Below are 20,399 nucleotides of genomic sequence, written 5' to 3' on the forward strand. Positions count from 1 at the left end.
CCCGCACCCGCACCCGCACCCGCACCCGGCAGTGGCGTCCGGCGGTCTCGCCACCACCGGGTGAACGGCACCCCCGCCACCTCCGGCAGCGTCCGTTCCCGGGCCAGGCCCGGTACCGGGAGGTACCGCCCCGCCAGGTTCACCAGGCGGGCCGCCCGCAGTCGGGCGATCAGCCGGAGCCAGGTCGGCAGGCCGCCCAGGAGGTAGTGGGACGGGGGGCGGAGGCGGCCCCGCCAGTGGTGGTGGAGGAACTCCGACTTGTACGTAGCCATGTCCACGCCCACCGGGCAGTCGCTGCGGCAGCCCTTGCAGCCGAGGCAGAGGTCGAGGGCTTCGGCCACCTCCGCCGAGCGCCACCCGTCGCGGACGATCTCCCCCGCGAGCATCTCGTGGAGGAGCCGTGCCCGGCCCCGGGTGGAGTGCCGTTCCTCTCCCGTGGCCCGGTACGAGGGGCACATCACGGCCGTCCCGCCCGTCTCCCGCGAGCGGCACTTCGCGACGCCGACGCAGCGGGCGACCTCTTCCGCGAAGGGGGTCGCGGGCAGGACGGCGAAGCGGAGGTTCTCGTCCAGGCGGGCGGGGCGGACGAGCATGCCGGGGTTCATGCCGCCCGCCGGGTCCCACAGGTCCTTGTAGGCGTGGAACAGGGACATCACCTCCGGCGGGTACATGCGGGGCAGCAGTTCCGCCCGGGCCTGGCCGTCGCCGTGCTCCCCCGACAGGGAGCCGCCGTGGGCGACGACCAGGTCGGCGAGGTCGGAGGAGAAGGAGCGGTAGCGGGCGACGCCCTCGGCGGAGACCAGGTCGAAGTCGATCCGGACGTGGACGCAGCCCTCCCCGAAGTGCCCGTACGGGGTCCCCCGCAGCCCGTGCCCGGCCAGCAGGGCGCGGAACTCGCGCAGGTAGGAGCCGAGCCGGGCCGGGGGGACGGCGCAGTCCTCCCAGCCGGGCCAGGCCATACGGCCGTCGGGGGTACGGGTGGCCGTGCCGGCGGCGTCCTCGCGGATGCGCCACAGGGCCCGCTGCGCCGCCGGGTCCGCGACCACGACCGCGTCGAGGGCGTCGGCCGCCCGGACGAGGCTGCGCGCCGCCCCCTCGTCCCGGGTCTCGACGAACAGCCAGGCCCCGCCCCGGGGCAGCCCGGGGGTGTCGCGGACCAGGTCCTGGGCCATGCCCTCCACGGTCAGCGGCCCGTACGGGAGGAGCCCGGCGGCGGCGTCGGCGGCGGCGCTCTCGTCGGGGTAGCCGAGCACCGCGAGGGCGGGCGCGGCCGGGAGTTCCACGAGGCGCACCACCGCCTCGGTGACCACCCCGAGGGTGCCCTCGCTGCCGCAGAAGGCCCGGGCGAGCCGCGTCCCCCTTTCGGGGAGCAGGGCGTCGAGGCCGCCGTAGCCGGAGATGCGGCGGGGGAAGCCGTCGCCCAGGCCCGTCCGGAGCACCGCCAGGTTCCCGGCGACCAGTTCCCGCAGTCCGGTGGGGGCGCCCGTCCAGCCCTCCGCGAGCCGGTACTCCGCACCGCCGTACGCGGTCACCGCCAGTTCGGCCACGTTGTCGGCGGTGGTGCCCCAGGCGACGGAGTGGGCCCCGCAGGCGTTGTTGCCGATCATTCCGCCGAGGGTGCAGCGGGAGTGCGTGGACGGGTCGGGTCCGAAGGTCAGCCCGTACGGGCGTACCGCCTCCCGGAGCCGGTCGAGGACGAGTCCGGGCTGGACGACGGCCGTGCGTGCGGCGGGGTCGACCGAGACCAGGGCGTTCATGTGGCGGGTGAGGTCGAGGACCACGCCCGTCCCGGTGGCCTGTCCGGCGATGGAGGTGCCGCCGCCGCGCGGGACGACGGGGACCCCGGCGTCGGCGCAGACCCGCAGGGCCGCCGCGACGTCCTCGGCGTCGCGCGGGGCGACCACGCCGACGGGTACGCGCCGGTAGTTGGAGGCGTCCATGGTCACCAGGGCCCGGGCGGCCGCCCCGAAATCCACCTCCCCGCGCAGCTCGGCCCGCAATGTCCGTTCGAGTTCCCCAGGAGACGTCACGGGCCACATCTACCCATCAGCCGCACATCACCCTCTGGTGTCTCACCGGGTGGACGCGCTTCCGACGGCCGGTCCGGGACCCGATACGCTCCGCACGTGGCTGAGATCCAGATTCCCGCTGACATCAAGCCCGCCGACGGACGCTTCGGCGCGGGCCCCTCCAAGGTGCGGACCGAGGCGCTGGACGCCCTCGCCGCCACCGGTAACTCCCTGCTCGGTACCTCCCACCGCCAGGCCCCGGTCAAGAACCTGGTCGGCTCGGTGCGCCAGGGCCTCCGGGACCTCTTCTCCCTCCCCGAGGGCTACGAGGTGATCCTGGGCAACGGCGGCTCCACCGCCTTCTGGGACATCGCGACCGCCGGTCTCATCGAGCGGAAGTCCCAGCACCTGACCTTCGGCGAGTTCTCGTCCAAGTTCGCCAAGGCCGCGAAGCTCGCGCCGTGGCTGGACGAGCCGTCCGTCATCTCCTCCGAGCCGGGCACGCACCCCGAGCCGGTGGCGGAGGCGGGTGTGGACGTGTACGCGTACACGCACAACGAGACCTCGACGGGTGTCGCGGCGCCCATCAAGCGCGTGGCGGGTGCCGACGCCGGTTCGCTCGTCCTGGTGGACGCGACCTCGGGCGCGGGCGGCCTGCCGGTGGACATCACCGAGACCGACGTCTACTACTTCGCCCCGCAGAAGTCCTTCGCCTCGGACGGCGGCCTGTGGCTGGCCGCGTTCTCCCCGGCCGCCCTGGAGCGCGCCGCGCGCGTGCACGCGTCGGGCCGGCACATCCCGGAGTTCTTCTCGCTGCCGACGGCGATCGACAACTCGCTGAAGAACCAGACGTACAACACCCCGGCGCTGGCCACGCTCTTCCTGCTGAACCAGCAGCTGGAGTGGATGAACGGCCAGGGCGGCCTGGAGTTCACGACCTCCCGTACGGCGGCCAGCGCGCGCAACCTGTACGGCTGGGCGGAAGCGTCGAAGTACGCGAACCCGTTCGTGCAGGACGCCGACAAGCGCTCGGCGGTCATCGGCACGATCGACTTCGACGACGAGATCGACGCTGCGGCCGTGGCGAAGGTGCTGCGCGCCAACGGCATCGTGGACACCGAGCCGTACCGCAAGCTCGGCCGCAACCAGCTCCGTATCGCGATGTTCCCGGCGATCGACCCGGCGGACGTCCAGGCGCTGACGGCGTGCGTCGACTACGTGATCGAGCACCTCTGATCCTCCCGGTATCCGCCCGCTGACACACGGGGAGCCCCCAGCGCCGCCGAGGCGCCGGGGGCTCCTCGCGTTCCACGGCCCGCCGGTGCCGGGACTTTCGTCCTGAAAATCGGGGCAAAGAGCATGCAAACGGATCACCCCTCACCGCCCTGCCGCCTGCGCGTTCACCGCCCGGGACCTTCGGCAGGGGGCTCCCCGGCGGCCGCGCGCGGCCGCAACCGCACGGATGGAATGTCCCTCATGTCTGGTGTGCCGGAAAAACCCCGGCCGCCCGTTCAGGAGGAGATCCCATGCGCAAGGCCCGCACCGTCCGCACCCTCTCGTCCATAGCCCTCGCCTCGGCACTGGCCGTCGGCGGCGGCGCCGCGAGCACCGCCTTCGCCGCCGGCACCCCGTCCCCCTCCCCTTCCACGAGCACCCCCGCCGCCGGGGCGTCCGTGACGGTGCCCTCCTCGCCCGTGAAGCCCGGCGACGCCATCAGCGTCACCGTGACCGCCCCGGCCGGGTCGAAGAACCTGACGGTGTCCTCGGCCGCGCTCGGCGCCGTCAGGCTCGCCCCCGGCGGGAACGGCACCACCTGGACCGGCACCGCCACCGTCGCGGACGTCAAGGACGGCGGCTACGGCGTCGCCCTCACCGGCTCCGCCCCCGACGGCACCAAGCTCCAGGCCACCGCCCAGCTGACCGTCAAGGCCGGCTCCCCGAAGCCGAAGCCGACCCCCGCGCCCGCCACCCTCCAGCTGTCCACGGACTTCGGCCGGCCCGGCGACAAGGTCGTCATCACCGTCAAGAGCTCCGAGAAGGGGGCGTACGTGAAGTCCGCAGCCTTCGCGGGCGGCCGCGTCGACCTCAAGGGCGACGGCAAGGGCACCTTCACCGGCACCGCGACCGTCGCCAAGGACGCGAAGACCGGCTACTACGGCGTCGAGGCCTTCGCGGGCGGCAAGAGGTTCGACACCGTGAAGTTCTCCGTCGAGGCCAAGGGCACCCCGGACGTGAAGCCCCTCAAGCCCCTGACCCCCGGCGAGTACAAGACGCCCAAGGGGCGGGGGCCACCACCCTGGCCACCGCCCTGGCCACCGTCCTGGCCACCGTCCTCGCCGCGGCCCTCGTCTCCGGCTGCGCCGCCGGTGACGGCGCCCACCAGAGCGAGAACCCCTCCGCCAACGTCTCCGCCGTCTCCGCCCTCCCGCCGTCCGTCCCCGACCACGTCACCGTCCCCTCCCTGCACATCGACGCCCCCCTCGACGCCGTCGGCCTCGACCCCCGGGGCGTCATGCGCGAACCCGACTTCGCCGAACCCCAGAACGCCGCCTGGTACCAGGACGGCCCCACCCCCGGCGAACCGGGCGCCGCCGCGATCGTCGGCCACATGGACACCCCCCAGGCCCCTCAGGCGGTCTTCTTCCACCTCAAGGACCTCGCCAAGGGCGGGGAGATCGACGTCCACCGCACCGACGGCACCACCGCCGTCTTCACCGTCGACGCCGTCGACACCTTCAAGAAGGACGACTTCCCCACCTCGAAGGTCTACGGCGACACCGGCGGCAGGGCCGAACTCCGCCTGATCACCTGCGGCGGCGACCTCACCGCCGACCGCCACTGGGACTCCAACGTCGTCGTGTTCGCCCACCTCACGGGCAAGGCGTAGTCGTCCACGCGATACCTTCACAGCAGGACGTGGAGGCAGCACAGCGTGGAGGCAGCGGCGTGAACGTGCGAGTGACGGCGGCCCCGAGCGGCATGGACCCCTTCAGCACCGCCCGGCTTCGGCGCGCGGTGCTGGACGCGTGGGCCGCCGGACCCGCCCGGTTCCGTGAGGACGCCAACGCCGAGGAGGACCTGGCCCTCGGCGGCTACCGCGACCGGCTCGCGGTCGAGCTGGCGCAGAACGCCTCCGACGCGGCCGCCCGCGGCCGCGTCCCCGGCCGGCTGCGGCTCACCCTGCACCCCGCCGTCCCCGGCGAAGGCGGCCACGGCGTGCTGGCCGTCGCCAACACCGGTGCCCCGCTGGACGCGACGGGCGTCGAGTCGCTGAGCACCCTGCGCGCCTCCGCCAAGCGCGAGGGCGCCTCCTCCGCCGACACGGTCGGCCGGTTCGGCGTCGGCTTCGCCGCCGTCCTGGCCGTCTCCGACGAGCCCGCCGTCCTCGGCCGGCACGGCGGCGTGCGCTGGTCCCTCGCCGAGGCCCGCGAAATGGCCCGCGAGGCCGCCCACTTCAGCCCCGGCCTCGGCGACGAACTGCGCCGCCGCGACGGCCACGTCCCGCTGCTGCGCCTGCCGCTGCCCGCCGAGGGCAGCGCCCCCGACGGCTACGACACCGTGGTCGTCCTCCCGCTGCGCGACGCCGCCGCGGCCGACCTCGCCGAACGCCTGCTGCACGGAGTCGACGACGCCCTCCTCCTCACCCTCCCCGGGCTGACCGAGGTCGTCGTCGACACCCCCGCGGCCGGCACCCGCACCCTCTACCGGCACACCGACGGCCCCTACACCGTCATCGAGGACTCCGCCTCCGGCACCCACCGCTGGCGCACCGCCCGCGCCAGCGGCCCCATCGCCCGCGAACTCCTCGCCGACCGGCCCGTGGAGGAGCGGCTGCGGCCCACCTGGAGCGTCACCTGGGCCGTCCCCGTCGACCCCGAAGGCGCACCCGAACGCCCCCGCACCGCGCCCGTCGTCCACGCCCCCACCCCCACCGACGAGCCCCTCGGCATCCCGGCCCTGCTCATCGCCTCCCTGCCGATGGACACCTCCCGCCGCCACCACGCGCCCGGCCCGCTGGCCGACTTCCTCGTGGAACGCGCCGCCGACGCCTACGCCGAACTCCTCGCCGCCTGGGACCCGGTGACCCCCGCCCTGGTGGACCTCGTTCCCGGCCCCCTCGGCAAGGGCGAACTCGACGGGGCCCTGCGCGCCGCCGTCCTGCGGCGGCTGCCCCGTACGGGCTTCCTCGCCCCGGCCGCCCCGTCCGAGGAACTCTCCCGGCTGCGCCCCTTCGAGGCCGAAGTCGTCGAGGGCGCCGGCGCCGACACCGTACGGGTCCTCGCGGAGGTCCTCCCGACGCTGCTGCCCGCCGGACTGGAGCGGCGGCCCGAGCTGCGCACCCTGGGCGTGGGCCGGCTCCCCCTCGGGGAGGCCATCGAGCGGATCGCCGGCATCGAGCGCACCCCCCAGTGGTGGCACGACCTCTACGACACCCTCGCCGGGGTCGACCCCGACCGGCTGTCGGGCCTGCCCGTACCGCTCGCCGACGGCCGTACCGCGATCGGCCCGCGCCACATCCTGCTGCCCGGCGCGGACACCCCCGCGGACCTGGCCCGGCTGGGCCTCAAGGTGGCCCACCCGGACGCCGCGCACCCGCTGCTGGAGAAGCTGGGCGCCCTGCCCGCCACCGCCCGCGCCGTCCTGACGACCCCGCAGATCCGGGCCGCGGTGGCCGGCTCGCTGGACGCGGGCGAGGTCTGGGACGAGGACTCCGACGCCCCCGACGCCGACGAGCTCGCCGAGATCGTCCTGACCCTGGTCCGCGACGCCGGCCTGGCCCCCGGCGACGAACCCTGGCTGGGCGCGCTGGCCCTGCCCGACGAGGACGGCGAACCGACCCCGGCCGGGGAGCTCCTCCTCGCCGGCAGCCCGCTCGCCTCCGTCGTCCGCGAGGACGAGATCCCGTACCTGGACCCGGAGCTCGCCGCCCGCTGGGACGCCGGCACTCTGGCCGCCTGCGGGGTGCTGACCACCTTCCAGCTGGTCCGCGCCACCGACGTCGTCCTCGACCCCGACGAGCTGGAGCCCCGCGAGGGCGACTACGCCGAACCGGACGACGCCGGACTCCTCGACGCGGTCGACGTGTGGTGCGAGGACCTCCTCGACCAGCTCCCCGACAGCCCCGTGCCGCCCGTCGCCACCGAGCTGATCGCCGTACGCGACCTGGACCTCGTCGACGACGACCGCTGGCCCCAGGCCCTGGCGATGCTCGCGCAGCCCCCGCTGCGCGACGCCCTCACCCAGCCGGTGCGGGTCCTGCTCCCGGACGGCACCACCCGGTCGGTGCGCCCGTACACCGCCTGGTGGCTGCGCGACCACCCGGTGCTCGACGGCCGCCGCCCGGCGGGCCTGCGCGCGGCGGGCGGGGACCCGCTGCTGGCGGGCCTCTACACCCCGGCGGACGCGACGGGCTTCGAGGACGAACAGGTGCTGCGCGCCCTGGGCGTACGCACCTCGGTGCGCGCCCTGCTGGAGGAGCCGGGCGGGGCCGCCGAACTGCTGGGCCGCCTCGCGGACCCGGACCGCGAGGTGTCGGGCCGGCAGCTGCACGGGCTGTACGGGGCGCTGGCCGACCTGGACCCGGAGCAGGTGACGCTCCCGGACGAGCTGCGGGCGGTGGTGGACGGCGAGGTGGTCGTCGTGGACGCGGCGGACGCCGTCGTGGCCGACGCCCCCGACCTGCTCCCCCTGACGGCGGGCCTGCCGCTGCTGCCCGTCTCGCCGTCCCGGGCGGCGGACCTGGCGGAGCTGTTCCAGGTGCGGCGGCTGTCGGAGACGGTCCCGGCGGAGGTGACCACGCCGGGCGAGGAGCACGAGGTCCCCGAGTCGGTACGGGTGCTGCTGGGCCCCTCGACCCCGGAGACGTACGTGGAGCACGAGGAGCTGGTCGCGGGCGGCACGGAGCTGGACTGGCGCCTGACCCCGGACGGCGTCCTGCACGCGGCGACCCTGGAGGGCGTGGCGGCGGGCCTGGCCTGGGCGGCGTCCCAGTGGCCCCGCCGCTTCGAGGTCGCGGCCCTGCTGGAGGATCCGTCCCGCACGGCTGAACTCGCGCGGGACAGGTGGTTCGACTAGACGGGTTCGATGCGGATGCGGTGATCTCCCAGCAGGCGCTTCATGTCGTCCAGGTCCGAGGTGAGGACATTGACGAGGTGGCCCTGCCGCGACGCGACGACGGCGATCGACGCGAGTACGGCGTCGATCGCGTACTTGTGGCCGTGCAGGCCCGCTTCCTTCAGGAGGGAGCGGGCCGTCTTGATGATCTCGTCATCGGTGTGAACGATGTCCACGCTCGACAGGAACCATTTCCAGGTCTCCTGCCGGACGCCGGCCCGGGGGTCCCAGGCTTCCAGCGTCGTGAGCGACGACGTGACCACTCGCATCTCGCGGTTGGGCGCCCGCCGGATCATGCCCCGAACCTCGCGGTCACCCCGCGCGGCCTTGGAAAGCGCTTCCGAGTCGAGCACCATGGTCCGCGGCTTGAGGAGCGGTCCCGACGGTGCGGTACGCGGCGTCATGCGGCTGCCTTCCCCGCGAGCGGATCCACCTCCTCCGCCTCTTCCTGTCTGCCTTCGTGCCAGGCGTCCATGGCGTCGAGACGGGCGTCCGCAGCACGGAGCTCCTCATCGGTGAGCGGTCCGTACTCCTCGTCCAGGAGATCCGACAGCTTGCGCAGCTTGTCCATAGCCACCCTGTGCTCCACGGCCGCGGTGACGTACGCGGAGACTCCGCGATCGTCCACGGTCGCCTTGATGTACTCCAGCACCTCGTCGGGCAAGGTGATGGTGACCTTCTTGGTTGCCATAAAGCGAGTATGCCCAGCCCCCACAGCCGTCGTCATCACCCGGAAGGGTGCACCGTCCGCCGGCCGGGCGCCCCGCCCGGCCGGCGTGGGGAGCAGCGGCCGGCTACGCCGCCGGGGCCAGCTCGCGCCGCGGGGTCGCCGGGACGAACCTGAGCCCGTGGCGGCCGACGCGCAGGCGCAGGTTGCCGACGCGGCGCAGGATCAGGCCGACGGCCACCGCGGCCGCCAGGGAGACCAGTCCGCCCGCGGCCATGCCGAGCCTGGCCCCGTAGGTGTCGGTGATCCAGCCGACCAGCGGGGCGCCGACGGGAGTGCCGCCGGTGAAGACCATCATGTAGAGGGCCATCACCCGGCCCCGCATCTCGGGGTCGGTGGCCATCTGGACGCTGGAGTTCGCCACGACGTTCACCGTCAGCCCGAACATCCCGACCGGCACCAGCAGCGCCGCGAACAGCCACAGGCCGGGGGCGAAGGCCGTCACCAGCAGCAGGACGGAGAACAGCACCGCCGCCGTCACCAGCAGCCGCAGCCGGGTGTTGCCGCGGCGGGCGGCGAGCAGGGCGCCCGCGAGGGAGCCGGCCGCGATCAGGGTGTTGAACACCCCGTACGTGCCCGCGTCCCCGTGGAACACGTCGTCGACGAAGGCCGACAGCCAGATCGGGAAGTTGAAGCCGAAGGTGCCGATGAAGCCGACCAGGACGATCGGCCAGACCAGCTCGGGCCGGCCGGCGACGTAGCGCAGGCCCTCCCGCAGCTGCCCCTTGGCACGCGGCTGCGGCTCGACCCGGTACAGCTCACGGGTGCGCATCATCAGCAGCGCGGCGATCGGCGCCGCGAACGACAGCCCGTTCAGCAGGAAGGCCCAGCCGGAGCCGACGGCGGTGATCAGCACACCGGCGATCGCCGGGCCGACCAGCCGCGCGGACTGGAAGTTCGCGGAGTTCAGGCTGACCGCGTTGGCGACCTGCGCGGGGCCGACCATCTCGGAGACGAAGGTCTGCCGGGCCGGGTTGTCCACGACGGTGACCAGGCCGAGCAGGAACGCGGCGAGGTACACGTGCCACACCTGGACGTTCCCGGCCAGGGTGAGGGCGGCCAGCGCGATGCCGGTCAGGCCCATCGCGGTCTGGGTGGCGATCAGCAGCGGCCGCTTGGGCAGCCGGTCCGCGAGTACGCCTCCGTAGAGGCCGAACAGCAGCATCGGCAGGAACTGCAGGGCGATGGTCACGCCGACGGCGGACGCGGAGCCGGTCAGGGAGAGGACCAGCCAGTCCTGCGCGATGCGCTGCATCCAGGTGCCCGTGTTCGAGACGACCTGGCCTGCGGCGAAGAGCCGGTAGTTCCGGATCTTCAGCGAGCTGAACATCGAGTTCGAGCGGGTGCCCGGTCCTCTGTTCGCGCTCGGGGTCTGGGGGGTGGGTATGTGGCCGGGTGCGGAGTTCCCTCCGGTTCCCGTACTCAAAAGCGTTCGCCTCCTGGCGTCGTTCCTATAGGTGCGCGAGCTTCTCCAGGACGGGGGCGGCGGCGCGGAGCTTGGCCCATTCGTCCTCGGTGAGCTCTGCGGCGAGCCCGGCCAGGAAGGCGTTGCGCTTGCGGCGGCTCTCTTCGAGCATCGCCTCGGCCTCCTCCGTCTGGCTGACCACCTTCTGGCGGCGGTCGTCGGGGTGCGGTTCCAGCCTGACCAGTCCCTTGGCCTCCAGCAACGCGACGATGCGCGTCATCGACGGCGGCTGGACGTGCTCCTTGCGGGCGAGCTCACCGGGGGTGGCCTGGCCGCAGCGGGCGAGGGTGCCGAGGACCGACATCTCGGTCGGGCTCAGCGATTCGTCGACGCGCTGGTGCTTCAGGCGCCGGCCCAGCCGCATCACGGCGGAGCGGAGGTCGTTCACGGCGGCAGCGTCGTCGCCATGGGTGAGGTCTGGCATGTACTTAGAATAACTCATTACTCTGACTAACGAACGCGGTGGGTGACGGACGGGCGGCGGAGGGGCCGGGAGGACGGATCCGGCCGGATCACTCGTACGGGTGAGTCCGGCGGGGAAAGCGACGCACGCGCGCGCCCTCTGGCCCGACCCTTTCGGCATGGGGACACATGTGCTGAGCATGCGCATAGACGGGGAGCTGCTGGAGCGGCTGAGGCACCATGCCGCCAAACGCGGAATGAGCGTCCAGGACTATGTCGTCCGGACGCTCATTCGCGATGACTTCGACGAGCGGTTCAAGGCCGCCGTCGACGAGACGGAGAAGTTCTACGGGCTGACGTGAGGGGTGGCGTGAGGCCTTACGTGAGCCCCAGGGCCGGCATCGCGTAGTAGAAGACGAAGACCCCCGCGACGACGTACATCGCGGCCGGGACCTCGCGGCCCCTGCCCGTCGCCAGGCGCAGCACGCAGAAGCTGATGGCGCCGATGCCGATGCCGTTGGTGATGGAGTAGGTGAACGGCATCATCACCATGGCCATGAAGGCCGGGACGGCGATGGTGAAGTCGCTCCAGTCGATGTCCCTGACGGAGCCGGCCAGGATCAGGAAGCCGACCGCGACGAGGGCGGGGGTGGCGGCCTGCGAGGGGACCATCGTGGCCAGCGGGGTCAGGAAGAGCGCGACCGCGAAGAGGCCGCCGGTGACCACGTTGGCCAGGCCCGTGCGGGCGCCCTCGCCGACGCCCGCCGTGGACTCCACGAAGCAGGTGGTCGCGGAGGACGAGGTGGCGCCGCCGGAGGCGACGGCCAGGCCGTCGATCAGCAGGACCCGGTTGATGCCGGGGAAGGTGCCGTCGGGCTTGGTGAGCTTGGCCTCGTCGCCGACGCCGAGGATGGTGCCCATCGCGTCGAAGAAGCAGGACAGCAGCACGGTGAAGACGAAGAGGACGCCGGTGAGCACCCCGACCTTGCCGAAGCCGCCGAAGACGCTGACCTGGCCGACGAGCCCGAAGTCGGGGGCCGCCACCGGGTTGCCCGGCCACTGCGGGACGGTCAGGCCCCAGGCGGTCGCCGGCAGGTCGGCGATCAGCTGCACCGCCACCGCGACGACGGTCATGGCGACGATGGAGATCAGGATGGCGCCGGGGGTCTTGCGGATCAGCAGCGCGAGCGTGAGCAGCACGCCGACGACGAAGATCAGGACGGGCCAGCCGTGCAGGTGGCCGTTGGAGCCGAGCTGGAGCGGGACCGTGGTGTGCGCGGCGTCGGGGATGCGGGTGACGAAGCCGGAGTCGACCAGGCCGATCAGCATGATGAACAGGCCGATGCCGATCGCGATGCCCTTGCGCAGGCCGAGCGGGACGGCGTTCATGACCCGCTCGCGCAGGCCGGTGGCGACCAGCAGCATCACCACGAAGCCGGCCAGGACCACCATGCCCATGGCGTCGGGCCAGCTCATCCGCGGGGCGAGCTGGAGGGCGACGACCGTGTTGACGCCGAGGCCGGCGGCCAGGGCGATCGGGACGTTGCCGATGACACCCATGAGGAGGGTGGTGAAGGCGGCCGTCAGGACGGTGGCGGTGACCAGCTGGCCGCCGTCGAGCTGGTGCCCGTACATGTCCTTGGCGCTGCCGAGGATGATCGGGTTCAGCACGATGATGTAGGCCATCGCGAAGAAGGTCGCGAAGCCGCCCCGGACCTCGCGGGCCACGGTCGAGCCGCGTTCCGAGATCTTGAAGAAGCGGTCCAGGCCGCTGGTGGGGGCCGCGGCGGGTGCCGAGGTGCTCATGCGGTCCTCAAACTGGGTCGGGTTAGTGGTTCCTACGACGGAATCCGGCCGCAGGCAAACCGTTTCAGTATGAACACATGAACGGAGGACAGTCTATCTCCGCGCGTAGACTCCGAAACCGGCCACCTAGACTGGTCCCCATGGCGAAGTGGACCCCTAGGCACGAGGCGCCCGAACCCCTGGAGGGGCCGGTTGTCGCCACCATCACGGGCGGAACGATCCTCTGGTTCGCCATGTTCCTCGTCCAGCTGCCCTTCTACGGCTGGTTCGCCGAGCGCGAGCTGCTGTGGTGGGTGTGGACCTGCGCGGCCGGCGGCGGCCTCGGCCTGATCGGCATCTGGTACGTCCGCGGCCGCGACGCGGCCCTCAAGCGCCACGCGGCGCAGCAGGCGCGTGCGGCGGCCGGGGACCAGCGGCCGGAGTAGGACACCACCCTCCCCCGACGGCCACCCGGGGGACGATTCCCCTCATCCTGGAGTCGGATATTCCGCCCGCTCGGCGGGTGGAGCGCGGGAACGCCCTTTACCGTCGAAAACATGACCCAATGGGCGAGGATCGACCATGACGGGCCCGAGCGGCCCGGTGCCGCCATCGACGCGGGGGCCGAGCTGGACCCCGTCCACCCCGTGAAACCGCCCGCCCCCCGCTTCAAGCCGGGCGGTCTGACCACCGCCGAGGTGGCCGAACGCGTCGCGCGCGGCGACGTCAACGACGTACCGCTGCGCTCCTCGCGCTCCACCGCCGACATCGTCCGCGCCAACGTCTTCACCCGCTTCAACGCCATCATCGGCGTCCTCTGGGTGATCATGCTGTGCGTCGCGCCGATCCAGGACAGCCTCTTCGGCTTCGTGATCGTCGCCAACACCGGCATCGGCATCATCCAGGAACTGCGCGCCAAGAAGACCCTCGACGGGCTCGCCGTCATCGGCGAGGCCAAACCCAGCGTGCGGCGCGACGGCACCACCGCCGAGATCTCCACCTCCGAGATCGTCCTGTCCGACGTCATCGAGCTCGGCCCCGGCGACAAGGTGGTCGTGGACGGGATCGTCGGCGAGGCCGAGGGCCTGGAGATCGACGAGTCCCTCCTCACCGGCGAGGCCGACCCCGTCCTCAAGAAGCCGGGCGACCAGGTCATGTCCGGCTCGTTCGTCGTCGCCGGCGGCGGCGCCTTCACCGCCACCAAGGTCGGCCGCGAGGCCTACGCCGCCCAGCTCGCCGAAGAGGCCTCCCGCTTCACGCTCGTCCACTCCGAGCTGCGGACCGGTATCTCCACCATCCTCAAGTACGTCACCTGGATGATGATCCCGACCTCCATCGGACTGATCATCAGCCAGCTCGTCGTCAAGGAGGACGACCTCAAGGACGCCATCGCCCGCACCGTCGGCGGCATCGTCCCGATGATCCCCGAAGGCCTCGTCCTCCTCACCTCCGTCGCCTTCGCCGTCGGCGTCATCCGGCTCGGCCGCAAACAGTGCCTGGTCCAGGAACTGCCCGCCATCGAGGGCCTCGCCCGCGTCGACGTCGTCTGCCTCGACAAGACCGGCACCCTCACCGAGGGCGGCATGGACGTCACCGAGCTCCGCCCGCTCGGCGGCGCGGAGCCCGAGTACGTCAAGAAGGTCCTCGGCGCCCTCGGCGAGTCCGACCCCCGCCCCAACGCCAGCCTCCAGGCCATCATCGACGCCTACCCCGACAGCGCCGAGTGGCGCTGCACCGAGTCCCTGCCCTTCTCCTCCGCCCGCAAGTACAGCGGCGCCAGCTTCAGCGAGGGCGACGGCGAGAACAACACCTGGCTGCTCGGCGCCCCCGACGTGCTCCTGCCCAGCGGGGACCCGGCGCTCGACGAGATCAACGGCCTCAACGAACAGGGGCTGCGGGTCCTGCTGCTGGCCCGCTCGGCCCGCGAGCTCGACGACCCGGCGGTGGCGAGCGGGGTCAGGCCGACCGCCCTCGTCGTCCTCGAACAGCGGCTGCGGCCCGACGCCGCCGACACCCTGCGCTACTTCGACGACCAGGAAGTCAAGGCGAAGGTCATCTCCGGCGACAACGCCGTCTCGGTCGGCGCGGTCGCCGGCAAGCTCGGCCTGCCCGGCGCGGCCAGCACCGTCGACGCCCGCCACCTGCCCGCCGAACGGGACGCGATGGCCGAGGTCCTCGACGGGAACGCCGTCTTCGGCCGGGTCACCCCGCAGCAGAAACGGGACATGGTCGGCGCCCTCCAGTCCCGCGGGCACACGGTCGCCATGACCGGCGACGGCGTCAACGACGTCCTCGCCCTCAAGGACGCCGACATCGGCGTCTCCATGGGCTCGGGCTCGGAGGCCACCCGCGCGGTCGCGCAGATCGTCCTCCTGAACAACAGCTTCTCCACCCTGCCCTCGGTGGTCGCCGAGGGCCGCCGGGTCATCGGCAACATCACGCGCGTGGCGACCCTCTTCCTGGTCAAGACGGTCTACTCGGTGCTGCTGGCGATCCTGGTGGTCTGCTCCCAGGTCGAGTACCCCTTCCTCCCCCGCCACCTCACCCTCCTGTCCACCCTCACCATCGGCGTCCCGGCGTTCTTCCTGGCCCTGGCACCGAACAAGGAACGGGCCCGGCCGCACTTCGTACGGCGGGTCATGCGCTACGCCATCCCCGGCGGGGTGATCGCGGCGGCGGCCACCTTCACCTCGTACCTGATCGCGCGCCACCACTACTCGGGCCCGGACTCCCTGACGGCGGAGACCAGCGCGGCGACGCTGACGCTGTTCCTGACCTCGCTGTGGGTACTGGCGATCATCGCCAGGCCGTACACGTGGTGGCGGCTGGCGCTGGTGGCGGCGATGGGGGCGGCCTTCCTCCTCGTCCTGGTCGTCCCCTGGCTCCAGGAGTTCTTCCAGCTGAGGCTGGAGGGGGTCACGATGCCGTGGATCGCGGTCGCGATCGCGGCGGCGGCGGCAGCCCTCATCGAAGCCACCTTCCGCTGGGTCGACCACCGCTTCCCGGCCTGACCCTGCGGGGCTGCACGCGCAGCGGCGAAATCCAGCCCCGCCGGCGTTTGAGGCGCGGGCGCGGTAGCGCCGTGTTTGTAGCCGCGCCGGCNAGATGTGTATAAGAGACAGCGGTAGCGCCGTGTCTGCAGCCGCGCCGGCGACTGAGGCGAGAACGGGTGAAGGGCGGGGCGGAGAGAAGGCTCCGCGCAGCGGCTATCGTCGGACCGTGAGGCTATTCGCCGCCGTGCTGCCGAGCACCGACGCCATCGCCCAGCTGCGCGACGCGGTCGCGGCGGCCCCGCCCGGCCACGGCCTGCGCTGGACCGGCGAAGCCTCCTGGCACTTCACCCTCGCCTTCATGGGCGAAGTCCAGGACGACCACCTCCCCGAACTGCACGCCCGCCTCGCCCGGGCGGCAGCCCACACCGCCCCCTTCCCGCTCCGCCTCCACGGCTCCGGCCACTTCGGCCGGCGCGCCCTGTGGATCGGCGCGGCCGGCGGTCTCGACGCGCTGCGGATGCTCGCCGAGCGGGCCGACGCCGCCGCCCGCCGGGCCGGGATCCCCATGGAGCAGCACCGCCGCTACACCCCGCACCTCACCCTCGCCCGCGCCCGGGACGACGCCGCCGACCTGCGGCCCTGCCTCGACGCCCTGTCCGGGTTCGAGGGCACGCCCTGGCAGGTCGACACCCTCAGCCTCGTCCGCAGCCACCTGCCCGTCTCCGGCGTGGCCGGCGAACAGCCGCGCTACGAGGTCGTGGACGCCTGGCCCCTGACCGGCCATTAGCACTATTCGGGCACTCGTGCAGGGTTTTGGGAAAGCCTTTCACTACCGGAGGCAAAGGATCCGGTAAACCCTTGCTCCGCCCACGCCCGCCCGGTGTGATGCGCGAGTCGCTGACCGGAATCAGCGGCGCACCCGAACAACACGAGGTCGAACCACACCGTGCGTCACATATCTCCCGCCGCCACCCTCTTCGCCGTGGCGGTCCTCCCGCTCGCGCTGACCGCGTGCTCCGCCACCCCCAAGGCCGCGCCGAAGGCGGCCCCGACGTCCGCCGCCACGGCCGCCCCGGCCGCTCCGAAGGCCGCCGACGCGGCCCCGGCGGTCGACGGCCCCAACAAGGGCCTCCTGACGGGTACGCAGCTCAAGGCCGCCCTCGCGCCCGCCTCCTTCTTCGCCTCCGGCTACACCGCCGACCCCGCGGACGCCCGCGACACCGGCGCCGCCTACCGGGCGCCGGCCACCGCCGAAGTCCCCACGCCCGACTGCACCAAGCTCGGCGGCACCGCCTGGACCGAGATCACCGGCATCACCGGCGTCTCGTTCGCGCAGAACGCGTACGTCAACAAGAACACCTCCGAGGAGTACGCCCAGGAGATAGACGTCTACCAGGGCACCACCGCCACGACCGTCCTCGGCGCCCTCGGCATGCTCTCCAAGGCCTGCCCGACCTACTCCGACGAGCCCACCCACAGCACGGTGACCGTCACCGAGAAGCCCCTCGCCGACGTCGGCGACGGCGCCTGGGCCATCACCGAGACCAGCCCCGCCTGGCAGGGCGGCACCACCCTGGTGGCCGCGCGCGTCGGCCACTCGGTGGTGACCGTCCTCGTCAGCAGCAGCACCGACAAGGGCCTGGCGGGCGCGACCAAGCTGACGAACCAGCTGGTATCGAACCTCAAGGGCAAGGGCTGACACCCGGCCGCCCGGCATGACGGAAGTCTCCCCGCCCCCGGCACGGGGGCCGGGAGCCTTCGCGTTAGTCTCGAAGGGTGGATCCCAAGACCAGAAACCGTGTCATGGCCGGTGTGCTCGTGCTGATGTTCGTCGTCGTCGCCGTGGCGGCCGCGGTAGGCCAGTAGCAGCACCGTCCGCGGCCGCCCCGCCGGAGCCCCCGCCTACCAGGCGAAGGCCTCCGGCGCCGGGCCCGGGCCGGGGAAGATCTCGTCCAGTCCCGCCAGGACCTCCTGCGACAGCTCCAGCTCCACCGCCCGCAGCGCGGACTCCAGCTGCTCCGGCGTGCGCGGGCCGACGATCGGTCCGGTGACCCCGGGACGGGTCAGCAGCCAGGCCAGGGCCGCGTCGCCGGGCTCCAGGCCGTGCTTGTCGAGCAGGTCCTCGTACGCCTGCACCTGCGCCCGTACGGTGGCGTCGGCCAGCGCGTCCGCGGTACGGCCCGAGGAGCTGCGGCCCGTGCCCCCGCCGGCGGCCTGCTTGCGGATCGCCCCGCCCAGCAGCCCGCCGTGCAGCGGCGACCACGGGATGACGCCGAGCCCGTACTCCTGCGCGGCCGGGATGACCTCCATCTCGGCCCGCCGCTCGGCGAGGTTGTAGAGGCACTGCTCGCTGACCAGCCCGAGCCGGCCGCCGCGCGCGGCGCTCTCGTTGGCCTGGGCGATCTTCCAGCCGGGGAAGTTGGAGGAGCCGGCGTAGAGGATCTTGCCCTGCTGGATCAGCACGTCCACGGCCTGCCAGATCTCCTCGAAGGGGGTCAGGCGGTCGACGTGGTGGAACTGGTAGACGTCGATGTGGTCGGTCTGCAGCCGCTTGAGGCTGGCGTCGACGGCGCGGCGGATGTTGAGGGCGGAGAGCCGGTCGTAGTTGGGCCAGGGCTCGCCCTCGGGGGCCATGGAGCCGTAGACCTTCGTGGCGAGGACCGTCTTCTCGCGGCGGCCGCCGCCCTGGGCGAACCAGGTGCCGATGATCTCCTCGGTTCGGCCCTTGTTCTCACCCCAGCCGTAGACGTTGGCGGTGTCGAAGAAGTTGACGCCCGCGTCGAGGGCGGAGTCCATGATCGCGTGGCTGGTGGGTTCGTCGGTCTGGGGACCGAAGTTCATCGTGCCGAGTACGAGTCGGCTGACCTTGAGGCCGGTGCGTCCGAGCTGCGTGTACTTCATGGGGACCAAGCCAACTGCCTGGAGTGCGCTCGAAGCAAGACCCCGTCCTCGCGGCGCGTTACGCGTCCGCGGCCGGGCGGTAGGGGCCGCCGATGCCCCAGGCCTGGTGGAGGACGGCCGCGAACTCCCCCGCCAGGCGGTGTTCGCCGGAGGCGTTGGGGTGCGTGCCGTCGTAGGTGTCGCGGTGGATGTCGTACGCGTCCGGGCGCGCGGCCAGCAGGATCGGCGAGGCGGCGTCGGCGAGGTCGGCGACGGTCTTCGCGAGGAGCTCGTTGAAGCGGGCGACCTCGGCGGCGAAGGGGGCGTCCTCCTCGGCACGGACGTTGGGTATGACCGGCAGGAGGACCATCCGGATGCCAGGGCGGGCCTCGCGGGCGGCCGTGATGAACGCGCGGGTGTTGGCGACGGTCTGGTCGGCCTTCGTGTAGAAGCCGAGGTCGATCAGGCCGAGGGAGACGAGCAGCACGTCCGCGCCGGACTCGCGGACCGCGGGCCCGATGAGCGGGGCCATGTGCTGCCAGCCCTCGCCCCAGCCGGCCAGATGGCGCCGGGCGGGCACCGGGAAGCCGGGGTCGGCGTAGGCCTGGGCGGCGGGGGTGTCGCCGGCGGTGTCGTACAGGGCGCTGCGCGGGCCGACGATCTCGAAGGAGCCGTCGCCGAGGGTGGCGCGCAGGTGCTGCCACATCCGGTAGCGCCAGGTGAAGTCGCCGGCGCGTCCGATGGTCATGGAGTCGCCGACGAACATGAAACGCATCCGGTCATCATCGCGGATCACACGGCGCGGACCCCTGTGATGCCGGACACGCCGGGGGCCGGACGGGGCGCGGCCCCCGACCGGCCGGGGGCTGGCAGGCTGGGGGGATGCGCCTGCTGAGGACCGTCCCGACGACCGCCGTTCCCGCCGCCCTCGCCCTGGGCCTGCTGCTGCCGGGCCCCGCCGCGGCCTCGGGCGCCGCCCCGGCCCCGGACGCGCCGGCCCCCACGGCGTCCGGCTTCACCATCAGCGACCCGCGCATCACGGAGTCCAGCGGGCTTGCGGCCAGCCGTATCCACCCGGGCGTGTACTGGACCCACAACGACAGCGACGACGGCCCGTACGTGTACGCGGTCGACTCCGCGACGGGCAGGACGGTGGCCCGCATCACCCTCTCCGGCATCGGCACCCCGCGCGACGTGGAGGCCATCTCCCTGGGCCCGGACGGGAACCTGTACGTGGGGGACATCGGCGACAACCGGGACGGCACCTGGGACCACGTGTGGATCTACCGCTTGCCGGAGCCGAAGGAGCTGCACGACGCGACGGTCACGGCCGAGCAGTTCACCGCGGTGTACGCGGACGGGCCGCGCAACGCGGAGGCGCTGATGGTGCATCCGGTGACGGGGCGGGTGTACATCGCGAGCAAGAACGAGCAGGGCGGCGGCCTGTACGAGGGCCCGGAGAAGCTGTCGGCGGACGGCCGCAACGTGTTCCGGCGGGTCGCGGAGGTGCCGTGGGTGACGGACGGGGCGTTCTCCCCGGACGGCACCCGGCTGACGCTGCGCGGCTACTTCACGGCGCGGACGTATCCGTGGAAGGACGGCCGGCCGCAGGGGGAGGGCGAGCGGGTGGACGCGCCCTGGCAGGGCCAGGCGGAATCGGTGACGTACTCCCCGGACGGCCGCACCCTGCTGTTCGGCGCGGAGGGCGCCAACAGCCGTGTGGTGGCCGTCCCCGTGGCCCCCGCCACCACCCCGCCCCCGTCGGGCCCGGCGCACCCCGCTCCCGGCTCGGCCGCGGAGAGGGGCCCGGCGGGCTCGGAAGGGGGCAGCTTCACGAAGGGCGCGCTGGTCCTCGCGGCGGGCACGGCACTGGTCCTGGCGGCCAAACGGCTGCTCCGGCGGCGCCGCCCGAGGGGTTGAACCCTTCGCCCGTTCCTCCCCCGGCTACCGCTGGGAGGTGCCCCCAGCGCGGGCTGGATTGCCCGCAGGGCAATTACAGCCCCGCCGGCGTTTGAGGCGCGGGG

At 72.9% G+C, this 20,399-nt stretch carries 18 protein-coding genes; 9 read left to right on the forward strand and 9 right to left on the reverse strand.

The genetic code is table 11. From position 1 onward, the window contains the following. Positions 1–2,030: FAD-binding and (Fe-S)-binding domain-containing protein (locus tag VR44_RS15480; RefSeq protein WP_245691831.1), on the reverse strand; the 2,030-nt coding region annotated here is incomplete at its 3' end. Between the two features lie 96 nt (positions 2,031–2,126). Here VR44_RS15480 and serC point away from each other — a divergent pair. Further along, positions 2,127–3,245 (forward strand): phosphoserine transaminase, encoded by a 1,119-nt coding sequence (gene serC / locus VR44_RS15485; protein WP_045948069.1) that lies wholly within the window; start codon positions 2,127–2,129, stop codon positions 3,243–3,245. Positions 3,246–3,483: 238 nt separating this feature from the next. On the opposite strand, the gene VR44_RS47170 is transcribed toward serC, so the two are convergent. Next, complete coding sequence (locus tag VR44_RS47170; protein WP_045948070.1) at positions 3,484–3,855, reverse strand: hypothetical protein; 372 nt, start codon at positions 3,853–3,855, stop codon at positions 3,484–3,486. A gap of 474 nt (positions 3,856–4,329) precedes the next feature. Between VR44_RS47170 and VR44_RS47180 the strand changes: the two genes are divergently transcribed. Together VR44_RS47180 and VR44_RS15510 are read left to right on the forward strand one after the other, a co-directional pair. Next, complete coding sequence (locus tag VR44_RS47180) at positions 4,330–4,896, forward strand: class F sortase (RefSeq protein WP_281187144.1); 567 nt, start codon at positions 4,330–4,332, stop codon at positions 4,894–4,896. Between the two features lie 92 nt (positions 4,897–4,988). Then, entirely contained in the window at positions 4,989–8,084 is a 3,096-nt protein-coding gene (locus VR44_RS15510) for a sacsin N-terminal ATP-binding-like domain-containing protein (protein ID WP_045948087.1), read from the forward strand. On the opposite strand, the gene VR44_RS15515 is transcribed toward VR44_RS15510, so the two are convergent. The 4 genes from VR44_RS15515 to VR44_RS15530 form a co-directional block, all read right to left on the reverse strand. After that, on the reverse strand, positions 8,081–8,527 hold the full coding sequence (locus VR44_RS15515) for a hypothetical protein (protein WP_045948072.1): 447 nt from the start codon (positions 8,525–8,527) through the stop codon (positions 8,081–8,083). The two genes, VR44_RS15510 and VR44_RS15515, sit on opposite strands and share 4 nt — an antisense overlap. Beyond that, complete coding sequence (locus VR44_RS15520) at positions 8,524–8,814, reverse strand: hypothetical protein (protein ID WP_045948073.1); 291 nt, start codon at positions 8,812–8,814, stop codon at positions 8,524–8,526. Before VR44_RS15520 ends, VR44_RS15515 begins: the two co-directional genes overlap by 4 nt. Before the next feature lie 103 nt (positions 8,815–8,917). Continuing rightward, positions 8,918–10,276 carry an MFS transporter gene (locus VR44_RS15525; RefSeq protein ID WP_094191675.1) on the reverse strand — a complete coding sequence of 453 codons (1,359 nt, stop codon included), beginning with the start codon at positions 10,274–10,276 and terminating at the stop codon, positions 8,918–8,920. Positions 10,277–10,301: 25 nt separating this feature from the next. Further along, positions 10,302–10,739: a MarR family winged helix-turn-helix transcriptional regulator gene (locus tag VR44_RS15530; RefSeq protein ID WP_045948075.1), complete on the reverse strand. Its 438-nt coding sequence runs from the start codon at positions 10,737–10,739 to the stop codon at positions 10,302–10,304. A 157-nt stretch (positions 10,740–10,896) separates the two neighbouring features. Between VR44_RS15530 and VR44_RS15535 the strand changes: the two genes are divergently transcribed. After that, the gene (locus VR44_RS15535) at positions 10,897–11,079 is read left to right on the forward strand and encodes a hypothetical protein (RefSeq protein WP_007265601.1); all 183 of its coding nucleotides are present in this window, start codon (positions 10,897–10,899) and stop codon (positions 11,077–11,079) included. Between the two features lie 16 nt (positions 11,080–11,095). Here the strand turns inward: VR44_RS15535 and VR44_RS15540 are convergent, their stop codons facing one another. Beyond that, positions 11,096–12,523: an NCS2 family permease gene (locus VR44_RS15540; protein ID WP_045948076.1), complete on the reverse strand. Its 1,428-nt coding sequence runs from the start codon at positions 12,521–12,523 to the stop codon at positions 11,096–11,098. Positions 12,524–12,663: 140 nt separating this feature from the next. On the opposite strand from VR44_RS15540, the gene VR44_RS15545 reads away from it, so the two are divergent. The 4 genes from VR44_RS15545 to VR44_RS15560 all read left to right on the forward strand — a co-directional run bounded on the left by VR44_RS15545 (position 12,664) and on the right by VR44_RS15560 (position 17,194). Further along, a complete protein-coding gene (locus tag VR44_RS15545; RefSeq protein WP_045948077.1) occupies positions 12,664–12,948 on the forward strand; it encodes a DUF2530 domain-containing protein in 285 nt (94 codons plus the stop codon). A gap of 111 nt (positions 12,949–13,059) precedes the next feature. Beyond that, positions 13,060–15,513 (forward strand): cation-translocating P-type ATPase, encoded by a 2,454-nt coding sequence (locus tag VR44_RS15550; RefSeq protein ID WP_045948078.1) that lies wholly within the window; start codon positions 13,060–13,062, stop codon positions 15,511–15,513. Between the two features lie 208 nt (positions 15,514–15,721). Next, positions 15,722–16,282: an RNA 2',3'-cyclic phosphodiesterase gene (thpR, locus tag VR44_RS15555; RefSeq protein WP_245691833.1), complete on the forward strand. Its 561-nt coding sequence runs from the start codon at positions 15,722–15,724 to the stop codon at positions 16,280–16,282. 159 nt (positions 16,283–16,441) lie between these two features. Next, positions 16,442–17,194 (forward strand): hypothetical protein, encoded by a 753-nt coding sequence (locus VR44_RS15560; RefSeq protein ID WP_045948080.1) that lies wholly within the window; start codon positions 16,442–16,444, stop codon positions 17,192–17,194. A 203-nt stretch (positions 17,195–17,397) separates the two neighbouring features. On the opposite strand, the gene VR44_RS15565 is transcribed toward VR44_RS15560, so the two are convergent. Together VR44_RS15565 and VR44_RS15570 are read right to left on the reverse strand one after the other, a co-directional pair. Continuing rightward, complete coding sequence (locus tag VR44_RS15565) at positions 17,398–18,396, reverse strand: aldo/keto reductase (protein ID WP_045948081.1); 999 nt, start codon at positions 18,394–18,396, stop codon at positions 17,398–17,400. A 58-nt stretch (positions 18,397–18,454) separates the two neighbouring features. Next, positions 18,455–19,150, reverse strand: coding sequence for a GDSL-type esterase/lipase family protein (locus VR44_RS15570; RefSeq protein ID WP_045948082.1), 696 nt, complete (start codon positions 19,148–19,150; stop codon positions 18,455–18,457). A 107-nt stretch (positions 19,151–19,257) separates the two neighbouring features. On the opposite strand from VR44_RS15570, the gene VR44_RS15575 reads away from it, so the two are divergent. Continuing rightward, positions 19,258–20,295, forward strand: a complete 1,038-nt coding sequence (locus tag VR44_RS15575) for a hypothetical protein (RefSeq protein WP_045948083.1) — start codon at positions 19,258–19,260, stop codon at positions 20,293–20,295. Positions 20,296–20,399 lie beyond the last annotated feature (104 nt).

The sequence above is a fragment of the Streptomyces katrae genome, assembly GCF_000966975.1.
Classification (GTDB): Bacteria; Actinomycetota; Actinomycetes; order Streptomycetales; family Streptomycetaceae; genus Streptomyces; species Streptomyces katrae.